Origin of the sequence: Devosia equisanguinis (genome assembly GCF_900631955.1) — a bacterium.
GTDB classification, from domain to species: Bacteria; Pseudomonadota; Alphaproteobacteria; order Rhizobiales; family Devosiaceae; genus Devosia; species Devosia equisanguinis.
This window is the reverse complement of sequence record NZ_UZWD01000038.1, coordinates 324,709-346,758: the sequence shown is the minus strand read 5'-3', so window position 1 is coordinate 346,758 and position 22,050 is coordinate 324,709. Positions and strand designations below refer to the sequence as shown.

At 62.9% G+C, this 22,050-nt stretch carries 17 protein-coding genes and 1 riboswitch; of the genes, 9 read left to right on the top strand and 8 right to left on the bottom strand.

The window, feature by feature from the left end:
- Positions 1-430 precede the first annotated feature (430 nt).
- From DEVEQU_RS16560 to DEVEQU_RS16540, 5 genes are all read left to right on the top strand, one after another.
- A complete protein-coding gene (locus tag DEVEQU_RS16560) occupies positions 431-1,381 on the top strand; it encodes a sugar ABC transporter substrate-binding protein (protein ID WP_126151686.1) in 951 nt (316 codons plus the stop codon).
- Positions 1,382-1,467: 86 nt separating this feature from the next.
- Positions 1,468-2,592 carry an ABC transporter permease gene (locus DEVEQU_RS16555; RefSeq protein WP_126151685.1) on the top strand — a complete coding sequence of 375 codons (1,125 nt, stop codon included), beginning with the start codon at positions 1,468-1,470 and terminating at the stop codon, positions 2,590-2,592.
- A gap of 2 nt (positions 2,593-2,594) precedes the next feature.
- Positions 2,595-3,377, top strand: coding sequence for an ATP-binding cassette domain-containing protein (locus tag DEVEQU_RS16550; protein WP_126151684.1), 783 nt, complete (start codon positions 2,595-2,597; stop codon positions 3,375-3,377).
- 65 nt (positions 3,378-3,442) lie between these two features.
- Positions 3,443-4,480: an inositol 2-dehydrogenase gene (gene iolG / locus DEVEQU_RS16545; RefSeq protein ID WP_126151683.1), complete on the top strand. Its 1,038-nt coding sequence runs from the start codon at positions 3,443-3,445 to the stop codon at positions 4,478-4,480.
- 84 nt (positions 4,481-4,564) lie between these two features.
- On the top strand, positions 4,565-5,035 hold the full coding sequence (locus tag DEVEQU_RS16540; protein WP_126151682.1) for a hypothetical protein: 471 nt from the start codon (positions 4,565-4,567) through the stop codon (positions 5,033-5,035).
- Position 5,036: 1 nt separating this feature from the next.
- Here the strand turns inward: DEVEQU_RS16540 and iolB are convergent, their stop codons facing one another.
- The 6 genes from iolB to DEVEQU_RS16510 form a co-directional block, all read right to left on the bottom strand.
- The gene (gene iolB / locus DEVEQU_RS16535; protein ID WP_126151681.1) at positions 5,037-5,837 is read right to left on the bottom strand and encodes a 5-deoxy-glucuronate isomerase; all 801 of its coding nucleotides are present in this window, start codon (positions 5,835-5,837) and stop codon (positions 5,037-5,039) included.
- Positions 5,782-6,033: a DUF3329 domain-containing protein gene (locus DEVEQU_RS16530; protein ID WP_206437873.1), complete on the bottom strand. Its 252-nt coding sequence runs from the start codon at positions 6,031-6,033 to the stop codon at positions 5,782-5,784. The genes iolB and DEVEQU_RS16530 overlap by 56 nt, the downstream gene beginning before the upstream one ends.
- Positions 6,034-6,092: 59 nt before the next feature.
- Positions 6,093-7,010 carry a myo-inosose-2 dehydratase gene (gene iolE, locus DEVEQU_RS16525; RefSeq protein ID WP_126151680.1) on the bottom strand — a complete coding sequence of 306 codons (918 nt, stop codon included), beginning with the start codon at positions 7,008-7,010 and terminating at the stop codon, positions 6,093-6,095.
- 221 nt (positions 7,011-7,231) lie between these two features.
- Positions 7,232-9,079, bottom strand: a complete 1,848-nt coding sequence (iolD, locus tag DEVEQU_RS16520; protein WP_126151679.1) for a 3D-(3,5/4)-trihydroxycyclohexane-1,2-dione acylhydrolase (decyclizing) — start codon at positions 9,077-9,079, stop codon at positions 7,232-7,234.
- Positions 9,080-9,339: 260 nt separating this feature from the next.
- On the bottom strand, positions 9,340-11,253 hold the full coding sequence (locus DEVEQU_RS16515) for a bifunctional 5-dehydro-2-deoxygluconokinase/5-dehydro-2-deoxyphosphogluconate aldolase (RefSeq protein WP_223214268.1): 1,914 nt from the start codon (positions 11,251-11,253) through the stop codon (positions 9,340-9,342).
- Between the two features lie 161 nt (positions 11,254-11,414).
- Positions 11,415-12,248 (bottom strand): MurR/RpiR family transcriptional regulator, encoded by an 834-nt coding sequence (locus DEVEQU_RS16510; protein ID WP_126151677.1) that lies wholly within the window; start codon positions 12,246-12,248, stop codon positions 11,415-11,417.
- A gap of 125 nt (positions 12,249-12,373) precedes the next feature.
- Between DEVEQU_RS16510 and DEVEQU_RS16505 the strand changes: the two genes are divergently transcribed.
- The gene (locus DEVEQU_RS16505; protein ID WP_126151676.1) at positions 12,374-13,489 is read left to right on the top strand and encodes a Gfo/Idh/MocA family protein; all 1,116 of its coding nucleotides are present in this window, start codon (positions 12,374-12,376) and stop codon (positions 13,487-13,489) included.
- A gap of 116 nt (positions 13,490-13,605) precedes the next feature.
- Here the strand turns inward: DEVEQU_RS16505 and DEVEQU_RS16500 are convergent, their stop codons facing one another.
- A complete protein-coding gene (locus tag DEVEQU_RS16500; RefSeq protein ID WP_126151675.1) occupies positions 13,606-14,577 on the bottom strand; it encodes a DMT family transporter in 972 nt (323 codons plus the stop codon).
- A gap of 99 nt (positions 14,578-14,676) precedes the next feature.
- A riboswitch (FMN riboswitch) is annotated at positions 14,677-14,826 on the bottom strand.
- A gap of 249 nt (positions 14,827-15,075) precedes the next feature.
- Between DEVEQU_RS16500 and DEVEQU_RS16495 the strand changes: the two genes are divergently transcribed.
- The 3 genes from DEVEQU_RS16495 (at position 15,076) to DEVEQU_RS16485 (ending at position 19,969) form a co-directional block, all read left to right on the top strand.
- Entirely contained in the window at positions 15,076-16,698 is a 1,623-nt protein-coding gene (locus DEVEQU_RS16495) for an ABC-F family ATP-binding cassette domain-containing protein (protein WP_126151674.1), read from the top strand.
- A gap of 440 nt (positions 16,699-17,138) precedes the next feature.
- Positions 17,139-18,557 (top strand): MFS transporter, encoded by a 1,419-nt coding sequence (locus DEVEQU_RS16490; RefSeq protein WP_126151673.1) that lies wholly within the window; start codon positions 17,139-17,141, stop codon positions 18,555-18,557.
- Between the two features lie 113 nt (positions 18,558-18,670).
- Entirely contained in the window at positions 18,671-19,969 is a 1,299-nt protein-coding gene (locus tag DEVEQU_RS16485) for a diguanylate cyclase (protein WP_126151672.1), read from the top strand.
- A 76-nt stretch (positions 19,970-20,045) separates the two neighbouring features.
- Here DEVEQU_RS16485 and DEVEQU_RS16480 read toward each other — a convergent pair whose 3' ends face one another.
- On the bottom strand, positions 20,046-22,049 hold the full coding sequence (locus DEVEQU_RS16480; protein WP_126151671.1) for an aldo/keto reductase: 2,004 nt from the start codon (positions 22,047-22,049) through the stop codon (positions 20,046-20,048).
- Position 22,050 lies beyond the last annotated feature (1 nt).

Sequence of the window (22,050 nt, the reverse complement as noted above, 5' to 3'; positions counted from 1 at the left end):
GTGTGCAGCACGCTCAAGCCCATATGCGATAGCCCTGCCCTTGCGGGGAGGCCTGGGGTGGGGGACGAGACCCCCTGCGCGTGTCACCGCGCGCCCGTCACGCGCGATGCCAATATCCCTCGCATCAAGTTCGAGTGCAGAAATGGTGGTGGCCACAAGCGCCCTTCCTCCGACCTGCCTTCCTCATTTTAGAACGAACGTTCCAAAACCATTTCGTCGCACTCAAATCCAGCCCAGCTCCCCAAAACACCAACACCCGCAATCGTTTGCGCGCAGCCACCCCGCACCAAGCCTCCGTAGCACTGCCCAGCATCTGCTCCCAGCCAATCCAGTCTTGACGGCTCCCTTCAAAAATGGAATGTTTATTTCGTTAAGAAAATGCTACGGATGAAACATTCTGCATGTGAACCATGAATCTGGGAGGATTATCATGAGCTTTGTTGTCAAAGGACTGTCCGCGCTCGCCATTGCGGCGCTGGCCCTGCCGGTCGCCGTGAGCCCTGCTGTCGCCGAGGGAGAGCGCTTTGTGCTGGTGTCGCACGCGCCCGATTCCGATAGCTGGTGGAACACCATCAAGAACGCCATCGCCCTCGCCGGCGAGCAGATGGACGTGACCGTTGAATATCGCAATCCGCCCACCGGCGACCTCGCCGACATGGCCCGCATCATCGAGCAGGCCGCTGCCTCCAATCCGCAGGGCATCATCGCCACCATTGCCGATTATGACGTGCTCAAGGACCCGCTCTCCGACGCCGTGGCGCGTGGCATCCCGGTGATCACCATCAATTCGGGCACCATCGAGCAGTCCAAGGAAATCGGCGCGCTGCTGCATGTCGGCCAGCCCGAATACGATGCCGGTTTCGGTGCCGGTGAGCGTGCCAAGGCTGCCGGGGTCACCAGCTTCCTCTGCGTCAACCACTACATCACCAATCCCGCCTCGGTGGAGCGCTGCCAGGGCTTTGCCGATGCGCTGGGCGTCGACCTGGGCAATCAGATGATCGACGCCGGCCAGGACCCGGGTGAAATCCAGTCCAAGGTCGCCGCCTATCTGCAGACCAATCCCGATACCAATGGCATCCTGACCCTCGGGCCGACCTCGGCGCACCCGACCATTGCGGCGCTCGACGCCAATGGCAAGGCCGGCGCCATCTTCTTCGGCACCTTCGATCTCTCCGGCGAAATCGCCACCGCCATCAAGGCCGACACCATCACCTTCGCCATCGATCAGCAGCCCTTCCTGCAGGGCTATCTGCCGGTGGTCGTGCTGACCAATCTGTCGCGCTATGGCGTGGTCCCCGGCAATTCGATCAATTCCGGCCCTGGCTTCATCACCAAGGACAATATCGATCTGGTCGAGAAGTTTGCCGGTCAGTACCGCTAAGCCGAAAAGGGGCCGCGTCAGCGGCCCCATCCCTCTCGACGCGGCCGCAGCGTCCGGCGCGTTTTCCCCGATCGAGGAATGTTTCGATGAGTGAGCAGCCTGTGGCCGCGCCTCCGGTCGACGAGCGCGTTCAGCGCCAGTCGCCCCTGCGCCGGGCCTTCGTGCGCCCAGAATTGGGTGCCATGGCCGGCACCGTTCTCGTCTTTATCTATTTCGCCATCGTCGCCGGCGGCACCGGCATGTTTGCCGCTGACGGCATCATGAACTGGGGCGTGGTCTCGGCCCAGTTCGCCATCATCGCCGTGGGCGCATGCCTGCTGATGATCGCCGGCGAATTCGACCTCTCCGTCGGCTCGATGATCGGCTTTGCCGGCATCGTCATTGCCCTTCTGAGCGTCCATATGGGCCTGCCCATGTGGGTGTCGATCATCGCCGCCTTCATCACCGCCATGCTGATCGGCGCGGCAAATGGCTATCTGGTCATCAAGACCGGCCTGCCATCTTTCATCGTCACCCTGGCCTCGCTCTATATCCTGCGCGGCCTCACCATCTACCTGTCCATCTCCACCACCCGCCAGACCATTATTGGCGGCGTGCGCGAGGCGGCGCAGGGCGATTGGCTCGCTGCCCTGTTCGGCGGTAAGGTTTTGGGCTTCGTCTTCACCTGGATGGCCGATATGGGCCTGATCGCCACCTTCCAGGCCGGCAACAAGGCGGGGCAGCCGGTGGTCGATGGCATTCCCATGCTGATGGTCTGGGCGCTTGCCCTCATCATCTTCGCCCATATCCTGCTGACCCGTACCCGCTTCGGCAACTGGATCTATGCCGCTGGTGGCGATGCCAAGGCAGCCCGTTATGTTGGCGTGCCGGTAGACCGGGTCAAGATCGCCATGTTCGTGTTCTCGGCCTTCTGCGCCACGGTCTTCGCCACCTGCCAGGTGATGGAATTCGGCTCGGCAGCCGCCGACCGCGGCCTGCTCAAGGAATTTGAAGCCATCATCGCCGTGGTTATCGGCGGCGCGCTGCTCACCGGCGGCTACGGCTCGGTCATCGGCGCTGCGCTCGGCGCGCTCATCTTCGGCGTCGTACAGCAGGGTCTGTTCTTCGCCGGCGTCGAAAGCTCGCTGTTCCGGGTGTTCCTGGGTGTCATTCTGCTGCTGGCAGTGATCCTCAACACCTATATCCGCCGTCTCATCACCGGGGAGCGCTGATCATGGCCGATACGCCTCTCATTGAACTTGTCGATATCAAGAAGCAGTTCGGCCCCGTCATCGCTCTTAATGGCGTCTCCGTCTCGGTCATGCCGGGTGAGTGCCATTGCCTCCTGGGCGATAATGGTGCGGGAAAATCCACCTTCATCAAGACCATGGCCGGCGTCCACAAGCCGACCTCGGGCGAAATCCGCATGAACGGACGGAAGGTGGATTTCGCCAATCCGCGCGATGCCATGGAGGCGGGTGTGGCCACGGTCTATCAGGACCTGGCGATGATCCCGCTGATGTCGGTGACCCGCAATTTCTGGATGGGCCGCGAGCCGCGCAAGGGTTTTGGGCCGTTCCAGTTCCTCGACATGGACGAGGCCAATCGCGTCACCATGGCCGAGATGCGACGCATGGGCATCAATCTGCGCGAGCCCGACCAGGCGGTGGGCACCTTGTCGGGTGGCGAGCGCCAGACCGTGGCCATCGCCCGTGCCGTCTATTTCGGCGCCAAGGTGCTGATCCTCGACGAACCGACTTCGGCCCTCGGCGTGCGCCAGACCGCCAATGTGCTGGCCACCATCGACCGTGTCCGCAAGACCGGCATCGGCATCGTGTTCATCACCCACAATGTGCGTCATGCCATGGCCGTGGGAGACCGCTTCACCGTGCTCAACCGTGGCAAGACCCTGGGTACTGCTCGGAAGGGTGAGTTGAAGCCCGAGGAGTTGCAGGACATGATGGCTGGCGGCGCGGAACTGGCCGAGCTCAATACCTCACTGGGCGGCACCGTCTGACCCAGCGACCGCAGCGAAATTCCGGCCGGGCAGGGTGCCCGGCCGCTTGTTTGGAGAGACTACACATGACCGTTCGTTTCGGCCTGCTCGGCGCGGGCCGCATTGGCAAGGTTCACGCCAAGGCGGTGACATCCAATCCCCTGGCCCGGCTCGTCGCCGTCGCCGACGCCTTTCCCAAGGCCGCGTCCGATCTTGCAACCCAGTATGGCGCCGAAGTGCGCAGCATTGAAGAGATCGAGGCCGCCAGCGACATCGACGCGGTGGTCATCTGCACGCCGACCGATACGCATGCCGATCTGATCGAGCGCTTCGCTCGCGCCGGCAAGGCCATCTTCTGCGAAAAGCCGATCGATCTCGATGTCGAGCGCGTCAAGGCCTGCCTCAAGGTGGTTGATGCCGAAGGCGGTACGCTGATGGTCGGCTTTAACCGCCGCTTCGACCCGCATTTCCAGGCGGTCAAATCCGCCATTGCCGAGGGCCAGATCGGCGATGTCGAGATGATCACCATCGTCTCCCGCGATCCCGGCGCCCCGCCGGTCGACTACATCAAGCGCTCGGGCGGCATTTTCCGCGACATGACCATCCATGATCTCGACATGGCGCGGTTCCTGCTCGGCGAAGAAGTCGATACCGTCACCGCCTTTGGCTCGGTCCTGGTCGACAAGGCCATCGGCGAGGCCGGCGACTATGACAGCGCCTCGCTCATTCTCACCACCGCCTCGGGCAAGCACGCCACCATCTCCAATTCGCGCCGCGCTACCTATGGCTATGACCAGCGCATCGAGGTGCATGGCTCCAAGGGCTCGGTCGCGGCCGAAAACCAGCGTCCGGTCTCCATCGAAATCGCCAATGGCAATGGCTATACTCGCCCGCCGCTGCACGACTTCTTCATGACCCGCTATACCGAGGCTTATGCCCGCGAAATCAGCGCCTTCATCGATTGTGTTGAATCGAAGTCTCCGGCTTCGCCCAGCGGGGTCGATGGCCTCATCGCCCTCGCCCTCGCCGACGCCGCCCTGAAATCGGTCAAGGAGGGCAGGGCGATCAAGGTCAGCGAAATCACTGGCGCCATGGCCGACAAGAGCGTGTTCCAGGGGCGGTAACGGGCTCACAACGCTCGATATCTGGCGTATGGGAGAAGGCGTCCATCCGATGCCTTTTCCTTTTTCCGATAGCCTCAAGAGCCCATGAAATATCTTCCTCTCATCGCCAGCCTGCTGATCGTCTCACCCGCCTTCGGCCAGGGTGCCGAGCCACTCTCCGTCTTCACCCTGCGCGGCGACTGCGAGGAATTGCGTGTGGGCGAACAAGACCTGCTCGCCATCTGCGCCGACGAATTCATGCAGGTGTCCTATGACGGTGGCGCCATGGAGTTGTCGATCTGGACCGATGATCCGACCGGCCGCTTCTTCGTCTTCTCCGGCATGGCTGAGCGCACCGACGCCGGCTTTGCCGTGCAGCTCGACAGCATCATCGAAAGCAAGGACAGCGCCGGCGAGGATATCACCGAGCATCAGGCCAGCGGCCAATGCGCGCTGAGCGGCGACCCCGCCACCGCCCCGGCGCAATACAAGTGCACCGCCACCGACGCCAATGGCCGCGACTACGCGTTCGCCTTCCACACTGACGGCAGTCAGCCGGAAAGCATGCTCGACTGAATTACCCCAGCATCCACTCATGCTCAGGCGCATTGTGGAATTTCCACACGCGCTTCGGGCCTGCCATGACGTTGAGATAATAGAGATCATACCCCGCCGTCGTCGCCACCGGATGATAGCCGCGCGGCACCAGCGTCACGTCGCCATCCTCGATCGCCATCGCCTCATCGAGGCTCCGATCGTCGGTATAGACCCGCTGGAACGCAAAGCCCTGCGGCGGGTTGAGCCGGTGATAATAGGTCTCCTCCAGAAAACTCTCATGGGGGAGATTGTCCTGGTCATGCTTGTGCGGCGGATAGGACGAGGTATTGCCCTGCGGCGTGATCACCTCCACCACCAGCAGCGCATTCGCCGCCCCGTCATCCTCCGGCATGATATTGTGCACATGCCTGACATTGGCGCCCTTGCCGCGATGGATCTGCTTATGCGTCCCCGCCGGGATCGCCCGCGCCTTGAAATCGCCGCCCCCCGGCGCCGAGCAGATCGCCAGCTCCAATTCGGTGGTCGCATCCACCGCCCAAGTGGCACCCGCGGGCACATAGAGCGCCCAGGGCGCCCCCTCGAACGGGCTCATCCGCTCGCCGAGCTCACCGAAATGCTCGCCATCCACGGCAAAGCGCCCCTTGCCGCTCACCAGCACCAGGCACACTTCGCGCGCGCCGGTGGCCTCGCCATAGGCCTCGCCCGGCTTCAGCCGATGCAGGCCGAAGCCGACATGTGTCCATCCCGCCGAAGCGGGGGTCACATCATGGATCTTGCCGCTCGTCGCCGTCGGGCGCACGAGGAGGGGGGATTTGCTCATGGTTCGGCTCCTCCTTGGGGAAGGCGTAGAAGAAATTGTAGAGCGAGTAAGCCAGCGCTGCGCCGACCAGGATCATCCACAGCTGCTCGCCGGTATAGAACACTTCCCAGCCTAGCCAGATGCAGAGGAACACCACCACGGCAACCCGCCGCCACAGCGGCCGGAACCAGCTTACTTCGTTTTCCTTCAGCGCCATGCCATCGCCTCCCGCTTGATTCAATCCGGTAAGGCTTTAGCACAAGCGCTTCGAAAGACTCACCCTTTCGGGAAACCCTCGGTCTCGACGGTGTAGCCGGCCGCCGTCATCACCCGCATCAGCTCCTTGTGGCCCACCTGGGCCATTTTGAGCGGCGGATTGGCCACCGGGTCCTGCTCGGCCTCGACCACGAACCAGCCCTCATAGCCATAGTCCGCAAAGCGCTGCACGATAGCGCCGAAATCCAGCGATCCATCGCCCGGCACGGTAAAGGCGCCCAGTGCCACCGCATCGAGAAAGCTCTGCCTGCTGCGATCGAGCCCATCCACCACCGAGCGGCGGATATCCTTCACATGCACATGGTTGATGCGCGCATGATGCTTGTCGATTGCCCGCAGCACGTCGCCGCCGGCAAAGGCGAGGTGCCCTGCATCGAGCAGCAGCGGAATGCCTGCCCCGGACGCGGCCATGAAGGCATCGAGCTCCGCCTCGGTCTCGACCACGGCGGCCATGTGGTGATGATAGGAGAGCGGCATGCCCTGCTCGGCGCACCATTCCCCGAACGCCGTCACCTTGCGCGCATAGGTCTGCATCTCGTCGTCCGACAGGCGCGGCTTCTGCGCCAGCGGCACGTCTCGCTTGCCCTGGATCGAGCGGCCGACTTCGCCATAGACGATGCAGGGCGCGTTCACCGCCTTGAACAGCTCGATCATCGGCGCGATGCGGTCCTTGTTGGCCGCCAGTTCCTCGTCCACCAGCGTGCCCGAGAACCAGCCGCCGCACAGCGTCACATCGGCCGCGCGCAGGATCGGCAGCATGGTCGCCGGATCGTCCGGAAAGCGCCGCCCCTTCTCCATGCCGGTAAACCCGGCCGAGCGCGACTGCCGCAAACACTCTTCCAGCGACACGTCATCGCTGAGTTCCACCAGATCGTCGTTCCACCACGCGATGGGCGACATGCCAAGTTTGGCTTTCATGCTTCTCTCCTGCGCCCTACAGCGCCAAAACCCCTCACCCGTCTCGGCCTTTGGCCGATCCACCCTCTCCCGCAAGGGGAGAGGGGTGAGCCGGTGGATGTTCAAAACGCGGTGCCTCCCTTCTCCCCCACGGGAGAAGAATGGATCGACGGGCACCTTCTATTCCTCTCCCTCTCGGGGAGAGGGTGGATCGCGCGAAGCGCGAGACGGGTGAGGGGGCCTCACCCCGCCCGCTGCGCCCGCAATGCCTTCACATAGGCCTCGCGCGCCGCATTGACGCTGGGTCGTTCGCTCACCTCCGGCACTGCCACATCCCACCAATGCCCACCGGCCTCGGTGGTCACCAGTGGATCGGTATCGATGACGAAGACATGCACGCCACCGGCCCCTTCGCTTTCCGCCAGCGCCGTTTCCAGCTCTGCCACCGAAGCTAGCTTCTTCGCCTTGGCGCCCATGGATGCGGCATGCGCCGCAAAATCCACGTTCGGCATTTCGACATGGAAAGTGTCGCGGAACAAATTGTTGAAATTGGCGCCACCGGTGGCCATTTGCAGCCGGTTGATGCAGCCGAAGCCGGAATTGTCGAGCACCACGACAGTGAGCTTGAGGCCCATCATCACCGCCGAGACGATTTCCGAGTTCATCATCAGATAGGAGCCGTCGCCGACCATCACCACGACATCGTCTTCCGGCCGCGCCAGCGCCACGCCCAGCCCGCCGGCGATCTCGTAGCCCATGGTCGAAAAACCATAATCGAGGTGATAGCTGCCCGGCCCATCGGCGCGCCACAGCTTGTGCAATTCGCCCGGCAAACCGCCCGAGGCGCAAACCAGGGTGGCCTTTGTCCGGCCGCGCTGCACGGCGCCGATAACCTGCGCGTCGGAGGGCAGTTCGACATTGCTGGCAGCCCGTGCCGCATCGGCGTCAGCAAGCCAATCTTCCTTGAGTTTCAACGCTTTCTGCGTCCAGGCGGAATCAACCTGCCAACCCATCAGCGCCGCATCCAGCGCTTCGAGACCCACCCGCGCATCCGCCACCAGCGGCAGCGCGTTGTGCTTATGCGCGTCGAAGGGCTGCACATTGAGCCCGATGAGCTTGAGATTCTCGTTCTTGAACAGCGCCCAGGAGCCGGTGGTGAAATCCTGCAGCCGCGATCCCACCGCCAGCACCACATCGGCCTCTTCGGCCAGCGTGTTGGACGCCGAAGTGCCGGTCACGCCGACCGAACCCATATTGAGTTCGTGCACATGGGGCAGGGCGCTCTTGCCGGCCTGCGTCTCCATCACCGGAATGCCATGCTCCTCGGCAAAGGCGGCGAGGCTCTCGCTGGCTTCCGAATAGAGCACGCCACCGCCGGCAATGATCACCGGCTTCTTGGCCAGTTTCAGAGCAGCGGCCGCCATGGCGAATTCGTCGGCATCCGGCATGATCCGGCGCGGCACCCATACTTTTTCGGCAAAGAAGCTCTCGGGATAGTCATAGGCTTCCGCCTGCACATCCTGACACAGAGACAGCGTCACCGGGCCGCATTCGGCCGGGTCGGTCAGCACCTGCATGGCGCGGCGCAGCGCGGGAATGATCTGTTCGGGCCGCGTGATGCGGTCGAAATAGCGGCTCACCGGCCTGAAGCAGTCATTGACGCTCACCGTGCCGTCGCCGAAATTTTCGCCCTGCTGCAGCACTGGATCGGGCAGGCGATTGGCGAACACGTCGCCCGGCAGCAGCAGCACCGGAATGCGGTTCACATAGGCGAGGCCCGCCGCCGTAACCATGTTCAGCGCGCCGGGCCCGATCGAAGTGGTCGCGGCCATGAAGCGGCGCCGGAAACTGGCCTTGCCATAGGCGATGGCGGCATGCGCCATGCTCTGCTCGTTCTGGCCGCGATAGGTCGGCAGCTGATCTTTGACCGCATAAAGCGCCTCGCCGATCCCCGCGACATTCCCATGCCCGAAAATCGCCCACACCCCACCAAAGATCGGCAGCGTCTCGCCATCAATCACAGTCATCTGCGCCGTCATGAACCGCGCCACGGCCTGCGCCATCGTCAATCGAACAGTTTTTTGGCTCATTGCCGTTTCCTCAATAATCCTTCACCAGGGCTGCCCCCTCAATTCTTCTCACCCTTTGGGAGAGGGTGGATCGGCCGAAGGCCGAGACGGGTGAGGGGGATGCCGCAGCGCACTAGGGCGTTTCAAATTCTGGTTGGTGCGGTTCCATCGCTCCCTCCCCCCTTGAGGGGGAGGGCCGGGGTGGGGGGTGGTTCAGTGACACACCGATGGACCCCCACCCTCATTCCCTCCCCTCAAGGGGGAGGGAGGCGAAAGCACCACTAACCCGCACGCTCCCAAATCTCCACCAGCGCCCCGAACCGTTTCGCCATATCGGCAACGGCCTCCTCGTCGCTTATCTTCCCATCCAGCCAGGCCCGCGCCGCATCGGCAAAGATCGTGCGGCCCACGGCAAAACCCTTGACCGTGCGCGCCGACTTGGCCGCCTTGAACCCGGCCTCCAGCTGGTCCAGCGGCGCATCCAGCCCCAGCAGCACCACGCCACGACAGAGCGGATCGCGCGCTTCGATCACCGCGTCGGTCTGGGCCCAGGCCGCCACGTTGTTCTGTGGCTCGAGCTTCCACCAGTCCGGCTTGATCCCGGCATCGTAGATCTCTGTCAGCGCCCGCGCCACCGTATCATTCTCGAGTGGTCCATTCTTGCCGGCAATGATCTCGACCAGCAGTTCGCGGCCGACCTTGCGGGCGGCATCGAAAGCCGCGCGCAGCTTGGCGATCTGCTCCTGGCGCAACGCCGCCGGATCATCAGGATGAAAGAAGCACAATACCTTGATGCAATGATCCACCGGCCACTCGACCAGCCGCGAGCCCAGATCCTGGGTAAACTCGAACTGCAGTGGCCGCGACCCCGGCAGCTCGATCGGCTTGGCGACCCAGAAATTCTTGAGGGCACCTGCGGCATAAAGCGCGTCGCGCCCATATTTGTCGTCGAGCAGCGTGCCGAAGCCCTCCCGCCCATCGGCCACCTGCGCCGCCGCCTTGATCGCCAACACCTTGAAATCGGGAATGCGGGCCAGCTTCTGCGCATCACCCCCGACCATGTCCTCGAACTGGCTGCGATGGTCGATGGCCAGCGCCTTGAGCACAGGGATGGGACGACGACGCGTCGTGGCCCAGTGCACATGGTTGATCGCCTCGTCCTTGCGCAGCGCCCGCTCCTTGCTGCCATGCTCGAGGAAAAACTGCAGTTCGGTCCAGGTAGGAATTTCGGGTGCGCAGAGCAGCCGGCTCACCGCAAAAGCGCCGCAGGCATTGGCCCAGGTGGCGCTGGTGGCATGGCTTTCGCCGCGCAGCCAGCCGCGCAGGAACCCGCTCATGAAGGCGTCGCCGGCCCCCAGCACATTATAGACCTCGATCGGAAATCCCTTGCCGACAATGCCGTCTTCGAGATCGTCGGGAATGGCGCCGTCATAGACAATGCAGCCCATGGGACCGCGCTTCAGGACGATCACGGCGGAGGAGAGGGACCGGATCGTCCTGAGCGCAGCATGGAGATCGTCGGCACCGGCCGCGATCAAAACTTCTTCTTCCGTGCCCACGATCAGATCGCATTCTGGCAGCACTGTCTTGAGATGTGCCGAGACCTTGTCCGAGGCGATATAGCGGCTGTCACCGGCATCGTGCCCGGCCAGGCCCCAGAGATTGGGGCGGTAATCGATGTCGAAGACGATCTTGCCGCCATTTTCGCGGGCAATTCGCATCGCCTTGCGCTGCGCCCTGTCGCTATGCGGCTTGGAAAAATGCGTGCCGGTCACCAGCACCGCACGGGCCGAGCGAATGAAATTCTCGTCGATATCGCCCTCATCCAGAGCCGCATCGGCGCAGTTGTCGCGATAAAAGATCAGCGGGAACGACTTGTCATTCTCGACCGCCAGCAGCACCAGTGCCGTCAGGCGCTCGGGATCGGTGACCATCCCGGCCGTTTCGACACCCTCGCGCTCAAGTTGCTCGCGGATGAAGCGGCCCATCTGTTCATTGCCGACGCGGGTGACCAGCGCCGATTTGAGGCCCAATCGCGCCGTACCGACCGCAATATTGGTGGGGCAGCCGCCCACCGATTTGGCAAAGCTGGCAATATCCTCGAGCCGCGTGCCGATCTGCTGGCCGTAAAGGTCCACCGAGGCACGCCCGATGGTAATCACATCGAGCGGTCTGTTCGCCAATTCGGTAGTCACCCTTATCTCTCCCGCACTCTGTCGTCATCGCTTCGCGCTATGATGCGCTTCAGGAATAATGAAATACAGGTTCTGAAACTGCGTCAAGATAGAATATACGTTCCGAACGTGGAATGTTCAGAATTCGTTCATATCGCGGTCAGGAAACACGCATCGGAAGGTCAGCCGCGGCGGCGCTTTTCTGCGACCGACACGGTCAGCGCCATGGCAAAGGCCATGCTTCCCGACAGCGAGCGGAAGCCGGCATGGTCGGCCTCGACCAGTTCGAACCACACGGTCGAGCACTCGGCCAGCGGCGAAAATGCCGAGTCGGTCAGCGAGACCAGCGGCACATTGCGCCCAGCCAAAGCCCGCGCCTGCGCCGCGCTTTCCGAGGCATAGGGCGAAAAACTCACGGCGAAAGCGGCATCTTTTTCGCTGGCAAAGGCCAGGAGATCGTCATCGATTCCCGCCGCCGTCCCCACCAATTGGCACCGCACCTTCAGCTTCCCAAAGGCATAGGCCATGTAGTTGGAGATCGGATAGGAGCGCCTTTTGGCGATGAGGTAAATGGTCTCTGCTCGCGCTAAGATACTGACAGCACGGTCGAAATTCTCCGGGTCCACCGCATTGGCGAGGCTGTCGACGCTGCTATGCGCCGCTGAAATGAACTTGTTGAGAATGCCAGCGCTCTCCGAAAGCGCCGGCCCGCCTTCCTCGAGACTACGCAGCCGATCCTCATAGCTGGAATTGCGTTCGCGCAGGCGTAGTCGGAACAATTGCTGCAGTCCCGAAAATCCGTCGAAGCCAAAATGCTGCGCAAACCGCACCAGCGTGGAGGGCTGCACCTGCGCCGAACTGGCAATGCTCGCCGCCGTACCGAAGGCGATCTCGTCCGGATGATCGAGCGCATAGGCCGCCACCTGCGTCAGCCGCTTCGGCAATTCCGCCTTGCGCTCCAGGATCGCCATGCGCAAAGCCTCGAAATCCTGCGGCGGCAGCCCCGAACCCGTCATTTTCACTCACCCCATCACCAACACCCCCTCCTACCACAAACCCCATTTTCCTGACCAGCAGCCCCATTCCAAAAACGGAATAAATGTACTATTGAACATGCGTTTCATTGTGGCGGAGGGATGGAATGAAATCTTCGATCGGCGTTGGCCTCATCGGCACAGGCTATATGGGCAAGTGCCACGCGCTCGCCTGGACCGGCGTGAAGGCGGTTTTCGGCGACGGGCCGCGCGTGCGCCTCGAGCATCTGGCCGAGGTCAGCCAGGAGATCGCCGACCGCAAGGCCGAGGAATTTGGCTTTGCCCGCGCTAGCGGCGACTGGCGCACGCTGATCGCCGATCCCGCCGTCGATGTCGTCTCCGTCACCACCCCCAACGCCTTCCATGCCGAGATGGCCATCGCGGCTCTGGAAGCCGGCAAGCATGTCTGGTGCGAAAAGCCCATGGCGGTGGCGCTCGACGATGCAATGCGCATGGAGGCTGCGGCTCGGGCGAGCGGCCGGGTCGCCGTGCTCGGCTACAATTACATCCAGAACCCGATGATCCGTCACATCGGGCGGCTTCTGGAGGAAGGCGCCATCGGCACGGTCAACCATGTACGCCTCGAAATGGACGAAGACTTCATGGCCGATCCCGAGGCGCTGTTCTACTGGAAGAGCGAGGCCAGCTCCGGTTATGGAGCGCTTGACGATTTCGGCGTGCATCCACTCAGCATGCTCTCCGTGCTGTTCGGGCCGGTCACCAAGGTGTTCGCGCATCTGGCCAAGCCCTATCCCGACCGGCCGACCAAAGAGGGTACGCGCCGAAATGTCGAAACCTACGACATTGCCAGCGTGCTGGTCGAACTGGGCGATGGGATCAGCGGCGTGCTGGCCTTCAACCGCTCCGCCTGGGGCCGCAAGGGCCGCATCGCCGTGCAGATCTTCGGCTCCAGGGGCAGCATCACCTATGACCAGGAGCGGATGAACGAGCTTCAGCTCTACAGCACTGCCGACCGCGCCAGCGAACAGGGCTTTCGCACTATCCTCGCGGCTCCGGTGCACCCACCCTATGACCGCTTCATTCCAGCGCCCGGCCACGGCCTTGGCTTCAACGATCTCAAGATCATCGAATGCCACGAATTGCTGCGCGCCATTCGCGGCGAGCCGGCCCGGGTGATCGATTTTGCGGCAGGTCTGCAGATCGAGAAGACGGTGCACGCCATGGCCCGAAGCCATCATGAGGGGCGCTGGGTCGCGCTGTAGCCCTCTGCGCCGGAACCGCCGCAATCCCGCAAATCACCCCAATCGCCCTCGGGTTGACCCGAGGGGACTGTGTTTTGCGAACCTGTCGGAACGTGGCGAATACTGGAGGGAGCCGATCAGGCGGCCGCCAGGCTCGCCTTGGGCCCATTGTCGCGTTCAGCCCAATAGATCAGCGCTGACGCGGCAACGATCAGCAGTGCACCGGGCCAGAACCAGGTCGAGGGCATCTGGCCGAGAGCGATCCATCCGAGCAACCCGCCCAGCAAAACCTTAACATCGGCAAAGGGCTGCAGATAGGTAGCGTCGGCATTGCGATAGGCGAAGGCGAGCAGATATTGCGCCGCCGCGGTGAGCGCCCCGAGCAGGAGCAGCAGCACGAGGCCATTGCCACCCGGCAGGGCAAAGGGGAAGCCGGGCGCCATGCCAACGGGCAGCACGCCCGCAAAGGCATTTGCCGCCAGCAGAATCGCGAGGTGATTGGGCGTCATCAGCACCAACAGCGAAATAGTCAGCGTTTCCGGGCGCTCGCCCTTGCGGGTCAGGTGCTTGGTCAACACGTCTGTTGCGGCCCAGAGCGCAGCGGCGGTAATCGGGATCAGCGCCTGCAGGCCTATGCCTTCCGTCCCCACGCCGGAGATGATGATCGCACCGGCAAAACCCAGCGTTGCGGCAACGAGGCGCGCCAGCGACACTTTCTCGCCCAGCAGCAGCACCGAGCCGATGATGATGAACAGCGGACCGGTGGCCAGTAGCGTCACCATCTGCCAGATCGGCACGCCGGACGCGTAACCATAAACGAACACATGCACGCCCAGCGCCGATACAAAAGCCCGGATTTCGTGGGCGATCGGATGCGCCGTGCGCAGATTGTGGAGACCGATGCGCAGGATCAACGGCAGCGCCAGGATAGAGGCAATGAGATATTGCCAGAAGGCCATGCCAGTCGAACTCATGCCGATCCCGCCATACTCGACCGGGGTGGGCAGGATGGATTGCAATGTGTTGGAGCCTGCAAACACCACGCTTGCGGCCAACATGAACAGCGCGCCTGTAGTGGCGGCGTTGCGGGAAGAGGAAATCTGGTTCATTCGTCGTCCTTTCCGTAACCAGTTTCCTCAGGGTTACGGGAGACGACAGGCCGGAACAGCGCAGCCAAATAGGCCACGCGCGCCCGGCAAGGCGCTTGGTCCCGTTCTCTTTCATCCGGACTATACCGTCGGCTCCGGAGTCACACCGGATCTGCTGACCCCAGGGACCAAATGGTCCGAAGGCGCTCGCGGGCTTGGCATTGCTGCCTTACCGCCGGTGGGGAATTTCGCCCCGCCCTGAGAACAATGCAGGCGAACCTGCACGAGAATAATTAGGGCAGGGCGGGGCCTGCGGCAAGTAAGCACATAGGTGTAACTGTGCGGCTTTCGCGAACGATGTAGAAAATCTGTTCGCAAAACCGCCGGTTCGTTTCGCTCATGGCATGGCCGTAACACGATCAAAAAACCGTTCCGCCTTGCGTCTGGTGCCTTGGGGTGTTTAAGAGCGGCCCAGGTTTTTCGGCGCGCGATCTTGCGTGCATATCCAGGTTTTCGCGCATGATCCGCCTTGAGAGTATCGGCAAGCAGAACGGCAAGCAGATTGTCTTCATCGAGGCGTCGGCGACGCTGATGCGGGGCGAAAAGGTCGGTCTGGTCGGTCCGAACGGCGCCGGCAAGACCACGCTCTTCCGCATGATCACCGGCGAAGAACAGCCCGACGAAGGCCAGGTCTCCATCGATCGCGGCACCTCCATCGGCTATTTCAGCCAGGATGTCGGCGACATGTCCGGCAAGCCGGTAGTGGCCGAGGTGATGAATGGCGCCGGCCCGGTCAGCGAGTTGATGGCCGAAATGGCCGAGCTTGAGGCCGCCATGGCCGATCCCGACCGTGCCGACGAGATGGACGAGATCATCACCCGCTATGGCGAGGTGCAGGGGCGCTTTCAGGAGCTCGACGGCTACTCCCTGGATGGTCGCGCCCGCGAAGTCTTGGCCGGCCTGGGCTTCAGCCAGGAGATGATGGACGGTGATGTCGGCGCGCTGTCGGGCGGCTGGAAAATGCGCGTGGCGCTGGCCCGCATCCTGCTGATGAAGCCCGATGTGCTGCTGCTCGACGAACCGAGCAACCATCTCGACCTCGAAAGTCTCATCTGGCTCGAGAGCTTTCTCAAGTCCTATTCCGGCGCGCTGCTGATGACCTCGCACGATCGCGAGTTCATGAACCGCATCGTCAACAAGATCATCGAGATCGATGCCGGCAATCTCACCAGCTATACCGGCGACTACGACTTCTATCAGGGCCAGCGCGAGATCACCGACCGCAACCAGCAGGCCCAGTTCGAGCGGCAGCAGGCTATGCTGGCCAAGGAAATCGCCTTCATCGAGCGCTTCAAGGCTCGTGCCAGCCACGCCGCCCAGGTGCAGAGCCGGGTGAAGAAGCTCGACAAGATCGACCGGGTGGAGCCGCCCAAGCGCCGGCAGACCGTCGCCTTCGAGTTCCGCCCGGCGCCCCGTTCGGGTGAAGACATCGTCCTGGTGAAGGGCGTCGACAAGGCCTATGGCAGCCGAACCATTTATGACGGGCTCGATTTCCACGTCCGGCGGCGTGAGCGCTGGTGCATTCTCGGCGTCAATGGTGCCGGCAAGTCGACTCTGCTCAAGCTGGTCGCCGGCACCGCCGATCCTGATGCCGGCACGGTGAGCCGCGGGCCGAGCGTCAAGATGGGCTATTTCGCCCAGCACGCCATGGACGTGATCGATGGCGACGACACTGTGTTTCAGGCGCTGGAATCGGCCTTCCCCCAGGCAGGGCAGGCGCCGCTGCGGGCGCTGGCCGGCTGCTTCGGCTTCTCGGGCGACGATATTGAAAAGAAATGCCGGGTGCTCTCCGGCGGTGAAAAGGCGCGTCTTGCCATGGCGCTGATTCTTTTCGATCCGCCAAATTTCCTGGTGCTGGACGAACCCACCAACCACCTCGATATCCAGACCAAGCAGATGCTGATCGAGGCGCTGTCCGCCTTCGAGGGCACCATGCTCTTCGTCAGCCACGACCGCCATTTCCTCGCCGCCCTCTCCAACCGCGTGCTGGAACTGACCCCCGATGGCGTCCACACCTATGGCGGCGGCTACACCGAATATGTGCAAAGCACCGGCCAGGAAGCCCCGGGTCTGCGGAGCTAGGCCTTTCATGTTTCGGTTGAACTCAAGGGCCTGAGGGGCGCCAGTCGGTGCTGCCTGTCGGCACGCGGTATCCCACCCACCGTTCCGCCCTCGGGCTCGCCCCGAGGGTCAATCTCCGCGATCACCAGCGCCGCAAGGCGCCCGCCGACAGGCCCTCGGATCAAGCCCGAGGGCGGAGCGTCGCTCGGTGGCCCCGTGCGCCGAAACCTAAAGATCCCAAAACATTTCAAGCGCAGCTGGCCTCCCACGACGCGAAGCAGCTCCTCCCCCTTCTCTAGGGAGAGGCAGGGAGGGGGTGTGCAGCCCACTCAAATCCATCGGCGCTAACTCCGCCAACACCGGAGTGATATCCCCCTTGCACAAATTCTATGCATCCCCCGATTGCCTTCCGCCATTCACAGGTTTAAACAAGCAAAATCTTGTTTAATTGGAATGCCGAGATGTCTGAGACAGTCGAGGGCCGGTGGGCCGAGATTTTTGGACCGCGTTATCTGCCGGTCACCACCATTCTGGCGCTGGGCGTCACGCTTTTCGCCTTCAATGCCTTCCTCTCGGCTGCCGCATTGCCGTCCGCGGTACACGAGCTGGGCGGCGTCGAGGTCATCTCCTGGGCCACGACCCTTTATCTGGTCTTTGCCATTGTCGGCGGCGCCGCTGCCGCCATGCTCAAGCGCCGGCTCGGGTCGCGGGGGGCACTTGTTGGGCTCGCCCTGGTCTTTCTCGTCGGCACGCTGATCGCCGCCATTGCCACCGACATGACGCAGGTGCTGGTCGGTCGCGCCGTACAGGGGCTGGGCGAGGGCGTTGTTGCCGCACTCTGCTTCGCGCTCATCCCCGAACTCTTCCCCAGCCGTTTGGTGCCAAAAGTGTTTGGCATGCAAGCGGTGGTCTGGGCCGTGGCGGCCTTTGGTGGCCCCGCAGGCGCCGGTGCGCTCACCGAGCTGATTTCCTGGCGCGCCGCCTTCCTGATCAATGTGCCCTTTGTGCTGATCTTCGTCACCATGGTGTTCATGGTGGTGCCGCGCGCCGAGCGGGCTCCCGACGCCCATGGTTTCCCGGGCCTGCGGCTCCTGACCATTGGTGCCGGGACAATGCTGGTGGCGCTGGCAGCCGTGGCGGCTCCGCTGCAGGCGGCACTTTCGCTTGTGGGCGCTGCGGTATTGCTGGTGGCCGCCGTCTGGCTGGACCGGCGCGCCGACCACCGCCTGATGCCGCCCGACGCCTTCTCCTTCAACACCGCCGTCGGCTCCGGGCTCTGGATGTTCCTGTTGATGCCGGTCGCGGGTGCGGCCACGGCCGTCTATCTCATCATGCTCTTGCAGCAGCTCTGGGGCTACGGTCCCACCCAGGCGGCCATCACAGGTGCCGTGATGGCGGTAGCCTGGAGCCTTTCCTCGGTGACAGTGGCCAATGTGCGCCAGCGCTCCACCCGTCGCATTCTGATCCGGACTGGCCCGCTGCTGCTGGCCGCCGGCCTCGTCTTGGTGCTGATCGGGCTCGAAACGACCCAGTTACCGGTCCTGCTGGTCGGGCAGGTGCTGATCGGCATGGGTTTTGGCACCTGCAACGGCTACACCATGCTCACCATCATGGAGGCCAGCACCGAGGCCGAGCGCGATCGGACCTCGGCCCTGTTGCCGACCACCCAGTCAGCGGGCAATGCCCTCGGGGCGGCACTGGCCGGTGTGGCCGCCAATGCGGCCGGCTACCCTTTGGCTGTGGAAAAAACCGAGGTACTGAGCTCTATCGTTCCGCTCTTCGTCATGGCCGCTTTGTTCGCAGTTCTGGCATTTTTCGCAGCCTTGCGCATGGTGGCCCTGGCCAAGAAAACACCTGTGAACACCTTCGCCGAGGGTTAAATGCGATACGTTGGTTTTGGGTGTTGTTAACCCACCGAAAATAGGGTCCCAGACATTCCTTTGTCTGAGACCGACCCATCCATGGGAAGCTCATAGTTCAGCGAGATATTCCCATGCTCAAGCTCTTCAAGACGCGGTCGCTGCGCTTCTGGGTCGCCTTGGGCATGATCCTCTCCGTGGCGCCGCTCACCTTCTCGGCCATATTTGGCTATGTGGTGCTCAACCGCGGCGTGATCGCTGCTTTCCATGACGTGTCGGAACGGCAGAGGACCGAACTCGGTCCCCTGCAGGATCTGCGTATCTTGGTCTGGGATACGCTGGTGCCGATCGATGAGCACGTCAACGAGGGTGGTTCGCAGCGCCCCTTGCTCTATCGCGAATTGCGCGGCCGCATCGAGACCGGCTTTGCACAGGTGCGCGCGCAGTTTTCCAATGATCCGCAGGCCCTTATCCATCTCGACAATGCCACGGAAAGCTGGGCGACCGCAGACACTCATGCCACAGAGCTCACCGCCGAAACGCTGGTAGCCGACGATCCGGAAGCCGAGCGCAAGGCGCGCCTGTTCCATGGCCACATCGCCGCGGTATCCGACCGCCTGGGCCAGGCCTATGCTGTGATCGCCGGCGCGGTTCAGGCCGACTACGACAATGCGGTTGGATGGAGCGAGAGTGCCACGATCATCTTCGCCGTCTCCCTGGGGCTCTCGCTCCTGGCCATGATTGGCGGCGTGGCGCTGGTGGGCCTGATCATGTCGCGCAGCGTCGACAGGCTGGTCGATGGTGCGGCGCGCTTTGCCAGTGGCGACCGACACCACCGGATCGATATCAGTGTGCCACCGGAATTGAGCCGGGTCGCGCAGGAATTCAACCGCATGATCGCGCGCATCGAGGCCTCGGAAACCGCGCTGGCCGATCTGGCGCGCGTCGATGAACTGACCCAGCTGCATAACCGCCGCGCCTTCGACGAGGCTCTGGCCCGCGCCCATGCATCATATCTGCGCGGATCGGGTTCGGCCACGCTCGTAACGCTCGATATCGACCATTTCAAGCAGATCAACGACACCCATGGTCATGCCGCTGGCGACGCAGTCTTGCGCGCCTTTGCCAATACCGTGCGCAAATCCCTGCGCACGTCCGATCAGCTCTATCGCATTGGCGGCGAGGAATTCGCCATCATCCTCTCCCAGACCGAACCGGAAATGGCGATCGATCTCGCCAACCGCATTCGCGAGGCCGTTGCCGCCCAACCCATCGCCTATCGCGACCAGGATATCGCCATCACCATCAGCCTCGGCCTTGCCAGCCTCGCCGATGGTGCAAACCCCGCCGAAATCGTCGAAGCTGCCGACGCGGCTCTCTATCGCGCCAAGTCCGGTGGCCGCAACCGCGTGGTCTACTGCGCCGGCGCCTGACCCCACCTGCGTCCAAGCTCTCCACGCGCCATCACGCAAGCAAAAACGCCGCCCCTTGGGGCGGCGCTTGTTTTTGTCAGCCCTGTTCGAGCCATTTCACCTGTTCGGGCGTGAGCTGGATATCGAAAGCCCGAAGGCTGTCTTCGAGCTCCACCAGGCGACGCGGCCCGATCAGCGGCACGCTGGGGAAGGGCTGGGCCAGCACATAGGCCAGCGCCACATGGATCGGCGACTGGCCGAGCTTCTGTGCCAGTTCGATGGCTCGGTCGCGGCGACCGAAATTCTGCTCATTGTACCAGACGCGCACCAGTTCCTCATTGTCCCGCTTGTCGCGACCGGCAAGGTCGGTAAAGAAACCGCGGGCCTGGCTCGACCAGGAGAAATTGGTCACTTGGCTATCGATCAGCCACTGCTTGAAATCAGGGGTGGAGGCGGTAACGCACCCGCCCCAGATCGGGTCCAGCATTTCGGCCAAAGCGAAGTTGTTGGACAGCGCTTGCGGCGGCGTCTTGCCATTGGCCTTGGCATAGGCAATGGCCTCGCTCATGCGCTCCTTGGTCCAGTTCGACCCGCCATAAGGCCCGCGAATGCGGCCTGCCTTGACCTCGGCATCCATGGCATCGACGAACTCGCCCACCGGCACGTCGGTATTGTCGCGGTGCATGAAATAGACGTCGACATAGTCGGTCTGCAGACGATCCAGCGACTGCGTCAACTGCTTGCCGATCACATCGGGATAGACCAGCGGCGAATGCGCGCCCTTGCCGATCACCACGGCCTCTTCGCGCACGCCACGGCTTTTCTGCCACTCGCCGAACAGCTTTTCGGTATAGCCGCCGGCATAGATATAGGCGGTGTCGAAGATATTGCCACCACGTTCCCAGAAGGCGTCGAGCAGGATGGCGCCAGATGAGAAGGTGCGGAAATCTTCAAAGCCCATCGCTACGGCCGAGGCTGGCTTGTCGAGGCCAGGGATCGAGCGCTTGGGGATGACACCCTTGTTGGGGCCGAGGCTGCGATTGTCCAGGGTTTTGGTGCGCACGCTGGACTTCTCGACGGAGAACTCGATACCGGCGTCGCTGCGCCACTTGTCGAGCACGCGCAGATTGCCCAGCGTGTCATTCCAGCTCATGCCCGGCGCGTCGAATTCCTGCTTGCCGGCGAGGATGGCCAGCGAAGCCGCTTCCGCCTCGAACGAATAGACATGGGCGCTTTCATTGACGCTGATCACCTCGGTCTTGCCGCCCTTGATCACCTCGATCTTGCCCAGGCCCTGGTCGCGATTGCCGCCAGCGAACCAGAAGTCCGGCACCTCGATCCGGCCTTCAGAGCCATGGATGCGCAGCACATTGTCAAGATTGGCCATGACGGCGCAGGACACCTGTGCGACCACGCCATTGCCGAAGCTCAACAGCGCAGCTGCGAAATCGTCGGTGCCCTCGGCATTGAGATGGGCCGTGCCGGCGACCTTGACCGGATCGGCAAAGGGCTTGCCCGTAGCTGCCCCCACCAGCAGGCGCGCCATTGAAACGGGATAGCAGCCCACATCCATGATGCCGCCCCCGGCCAGTTCCGAGGCGAACAGGCGATGCTGCGGCTGGAACTTGCCCATGTTGAAGCCAAAGCTGGACTGGATCATCCGCACTTCGCCGATCACGCCGGATTTCACCAGTTCGATAATCTTCGCGGTCTGCGGATGCAGGCGATACATGAAGGCTTCACCGGCAAAGGTGCCAGCCTTGCGATGGGCATGGAACACCGCGTCGGCCTCATGTGCCGACAGTGCCAGCGGCTTTTCCACCAGCACATGCTTTCCCGCTTCCGCAGCCTTGATCGCCCATTCTGCGTGGCCGGTATGCGGCACCGCGATATAGACCGCGTCCACGTCCTTGTCGGCCAGCAGCGCGTCATAGCCATGCACGATGCGCGCGCCGGGAAATTCCTCGGCAAGGCCCGGCTTGCCGGGATTGCGGGTGGCGATGGCGTTCAATTCGCCATGTTCGGCCTGTGCCACGCCGTCGCGGAAGGCCTTGGCGATGCTGCCCGGACCGATAATGCCCCAGCGGATTTTCGACGTCATT

Bases quoted from the DNA above. Each gene is read 5' to 3' on its own strand.
- DEVEQU_RS16560 (WP_126151686.1), top strand. From the start codon at position 431: ATGAGCTTTGTTGTCAAAGGACTGTCCGCGCTCGCCATTGCGGCGCTG.
- DEVEQU_RS16555 (WP_126151685.1), top strand. From the start codon at position 1,468: ATGAGTGAGCAGCCTGTGGCCGCGCCTCCGGTCGACGAGCGCGTTCAG.
- DEVEQU_RS16550 (WP_126151684.1), top strand. From the start codon at position 2,595: ATGGCCGATACGCCTCTCATTGAACTTGTCGATATCAAGAAGCAGTTC.
- iolG (WP_126151683.1), top strand. From the start codon at position 3,443: ATGACCGTTCGTTTCGGCCTGCTCGGCGCGGGCCGCATTGGCAAGGTT.
- DEVEQU_RS16540 (WP_126151682.1), top strand. From the start codon at position 4,565: ATGAAATATCTTCCTCTCATCGCCAGCCTGCTGATCGTCTCACCCGCC.
- iolB (WP_126151681.1), bottom strand. From the start codon at position 5,837: ATGAGCAAATCCCCCCTCCTCGTGCGCCCGACGGCGACGAGCGGCAAG.
- DEVEQU_RS16530 (WP_206437873.1), bottom strand. From the start codon at position 6,033: ATGGCGCTGAAGGAAAACGAAGTAAGCTGGTTCCGGCCGCTGTGGCGG.
- iolE (WP_126151680.1), bottom strand. From the start codon at position 7,010: ATGAAAGCCAAACTTGGCATGTCGCCCATCGCGTGGTGGAACGACGAT.
- iolD (WP_126151679.1), bottom strand. From the start codon at position 9,079: ATGAGCCAAAAAACTGTTCGATTGACGATGGCGCAGGCCGTGGCGCGG.
- DEVEQU_RS16510 (WP_126151677.1), bottom strand. From the start codon at position 12,248: ATGACGGGTTCGGGGCTGCCGCCGCAGGATTTCGAGGCTTTGCGCATG.
- DEVEQU_RS16505 (WP_126151676.1), top strand. From the start codon at position 12,374: ATGAAATCTTCGATCGGCGTTGGCCTCATCGGCACAGGCTATATGGGC.
- DEVEQU_RS16500 (WP_126151675.1), bottom strand. From the start codon at position 14,577: ATGAACCAGATTTCCTCTTCCCGCAACGCCGCCACTACAGGCGCGCTG.
- DEVEQU_RS16495 (WP_126151674.1), top strand. From the start codon at position 15,076: ATGATCCGCCTTGAGAGTATCGGCAAGCAGAACGGCAAGCAGATTGTC.
- DEVEQU_RS16490 (WP_126151673.1), top strand. From the start codon at position 17,139: ATGTCTGAGACAGTCGAGGGCCGGTGGGCCGAGATTTTTGGACCGCGT.
- DEVEQU_RS16485 (WP_126151672.1), top strand. From the start codon at position 18,671: ATGCTCAAGCTCTTCAAGACGCGGTCGCTGCGCTTCTGGGTCGCCTTG.
- DEVEQU_RS16480 (WP_126151671.1), bottom strand. From the start codon at position 22,049: ATGACGTCGAAAATCCGCTGGGGCATTATCGGTCCGGGCAGCATCGCC.